The 2,086-nt window shown below is 71.1% G+C and carries 4 protein-coding genes; 1 reads left to right on the forward strand and 3 read right to left on the reverse strand.

The annotated features are described in order from the left end of the window. Positions 1-417, forward strand: a 417-nt coding sequence (locus tag AC27VN_RS39720) for an NAD-binding protein (protein ID WP_490880247.1), incomplete at its 5' end; no start/stop codon positions are given. Here the strand turns inward: AC27VN_RS39720 and AC27VN_RS39725 are convergent. From AC27VN_RS39725 to AC27VN_RS39735, 3 genes are all read right to left on the reverse strand, one after another. Continuing rightward, complete coding sequence (locus AC27VN_RS39725) at positions 401-739, reverse strand: AzlD domain-containing protein (protein ID WP_490880248.1); 339 nt, start codon at positions 737-739, stop codon at positions 401-403. The two genes, AC27VN_RS39720 and AC27VN_RS39725, sit on opposite strands and share 17 nt — an antisense overlap. Beyond that, positions 736-1,476 (reverse strand): AzlC family ABC transporter permease, encoded by a 741-nt coding sequence (locus AC27VN_RS39730; RefSeq protein ID WP_490880249.1) that lies wholly within the window; start codon positions 1,474-1,476, stop codon positions 736-738. Before AC27VN_RS39730 ends, AC27VN_RS39725 begins: the two co-directional genes overlap by 4 nt. Before the next feature lie 7 nt (positions 1,477-1,483). Then, positions 1,484-2,086: methionyl-tRNA formyltransferase (locus tag AC27VN_RS39735; protein ID WP_490880250.1), on the reverse strand; the 603-nt coding region annotated here is incomplete at its 5' end.

The raw sequence follows: 2,086 nt of genomic DNA on the forward strand, positions 1-2,086 counted from the left end.
CTCGGCGCCGGCCACACCATGAAGTGCCTCAACAACCTGATCACCGCCGTCACGCTCACGGCCACGGCCGAGGGGCTGGCGATCGGCACCCGCGCCGGGCTCGATCCGGCCGTGATGACCGACGTGCTCAACGAGGCCACCGGCGGCTCGTGGATCACGCGCACGCACATCCACCAGCGCGTGATCAGCCGCAGCTTCGACGATCCGTTCAAGCTCGAGCTGATGCTCAAGGACATGGGCATCGCGGTCGACCTGGCGCGCGAGCTCGGCATGCCGGCGCCGATCAGCGAGGAGGGCCGCCGGCTGTGGCAGCAGGCCGATGCGGCGCGCGGGCCCGGCGTGAGCGTGAGCGAGCTGGTGCGCTGGGTCGAGACCGAGGCCGGCACCGAGATCCGCTCGGCTACCAGCCCCAGATGAGGTGCAGCGGCAGGTACACCGCCATGCCGGCCAGCATGGTGCCGAGCACGCCGCGGCGCCAGTAGTAATAGGCCGCGCCGACCACGGTGGCGTAGATGCGCGCGTCGTGCAGCGAGTTGATCAGGTGGCCCTGCGTCATCACGATCTCGGGCGCGATCACGCCGGCCAGCGCGGCGGCCGGCGCGTAGTGCAGCGCGCGGTGCGCCCACTCGGGCAGGCCCCAGGGCCGGTCGAGGATGAAGAAGAAGCAGCGCGTGAGCACGGTAACGCCGGCCAGGCCGACGATCACGGCGAGCGTCCAGAAATCGGTCTCGCCCTTCACTTGTCGTCCTCCGCCTCGGGGTCGAGGCCGAACTGCTTCTCGAGCCAGAAGCACAGCAGCACGGCCACGCCGATGGCGGCCACGATGTTGAGCTTGAGCGGCAGCGCATAGGCCGCGACCGCCGTGGCGCCCGCGATCAGCGCCGCGAGGATGCGCAGCCGCGTCGTGGCCATCGAGCAGACGATCGCCACCAGGCTCAGCACGCCCGCGAAGCCCAGGCCCCAGCTCTGCGGGATCAGGTTGGCCAGCGCGATGCCCAAGAGGCTCATGCCCATCCAGGCGCACCAGGTCACGGCGTAGTTGCCCGTGAGGTAGGCCTCCTGCGCGAGCCGTTCCTCGTCGGTGACCGGCGGCGCCGGGTACTGCTTGGTGAACAGCGCATAGCTCATGTCGGCCGTGAGGTAGCCGTGCAGCATGCGGCGCCAGCGCGGCATGTGCATCAGGTAGGGCCGCAGGTGCAGGCTGAAGACCACGAAGCGCAGGTTGACGCAGAAGCCGGTCGCCAGGATCACCCAGGCCGGCGCGCCCGCGAACAGCAGCGGAATGGCCGCGAGCTGCGAGCTGCCCGCATAGACCAGCAGGGTCATCGCCACGGCCTCGAGCACGCTCATGTTCGACTTGACCATGGCCACGCCGGTCATCAGGCCCCAGGCGCCGATGCCCAGCGCCACGGGGGTCATGTCGCGCACGCCCACGCGGAACTGCGGGCGGCGCCGGATGGCGGCCGACAGGAACATCAGGCGCTCACCCGAACACCTGGCCGGTCTTCAGGTCGAAGCCGCGCAGGAAATCGGCGACACCCAGGCGCTTGCCGCCCGGTCGCTGGAGCTCGGTGACGGTCACGACCGCGTCGGCCGCCGCCACCGCGATGCCGTCGCCGGTCACCGCGAGGATGGTGCCGGGCGCGTCCGAGACCATGCCGGCCACGGCATGCGCGGCCCAGAGCTTGATGGTCTCGTTCTCGAGCGGGCTGTTGGCGCCGGGAAAGGGATCGAAGGCGCGGATGCAGCGCACGATCTCGGCGGCGGGCCGCTGCCAGTCGATCAGCGCTTCCTGCTTCTCGACCTTGTTGGCGTAGGTCACGCCCTCGGCCGGCTGCGGCGTGCGCACGAGACGGCCCTCGGCGGCGCCGGCCAGCGCCTCGACGATCATGCGGCCGCCGAGCGCGGCCAGCCGGTCGTGCAGGCGGGCGGTGTTGTCCTCGCCGATCTCGAGCGCCTCGACCGACAGCATGTCGCCGGTGTCGAGGCCGGCATCCATCTGCATGATCGTGATGCCGGTGCGCGCGTCGCCGGCCTCGATGGCGCGGTGGATCGGCGCGGCGCCGCGCCAGCGCGGCAGCAGGCT

The sequence above is a fragment of the Variovorax sp. 20P10.2.4 genome (assembly GCF_058244205.1).

What these genes read in the sequence shown, in the direction of transcription:
- AC27VN_RS39730 (WP_490880249.1), bottom strand. Translation starts at nt 1,476, where the DNA reads ATGTTCCTGTCGGCCGCCATCCGGCGCCGCCCGCAGTTCCGCGTGGGC.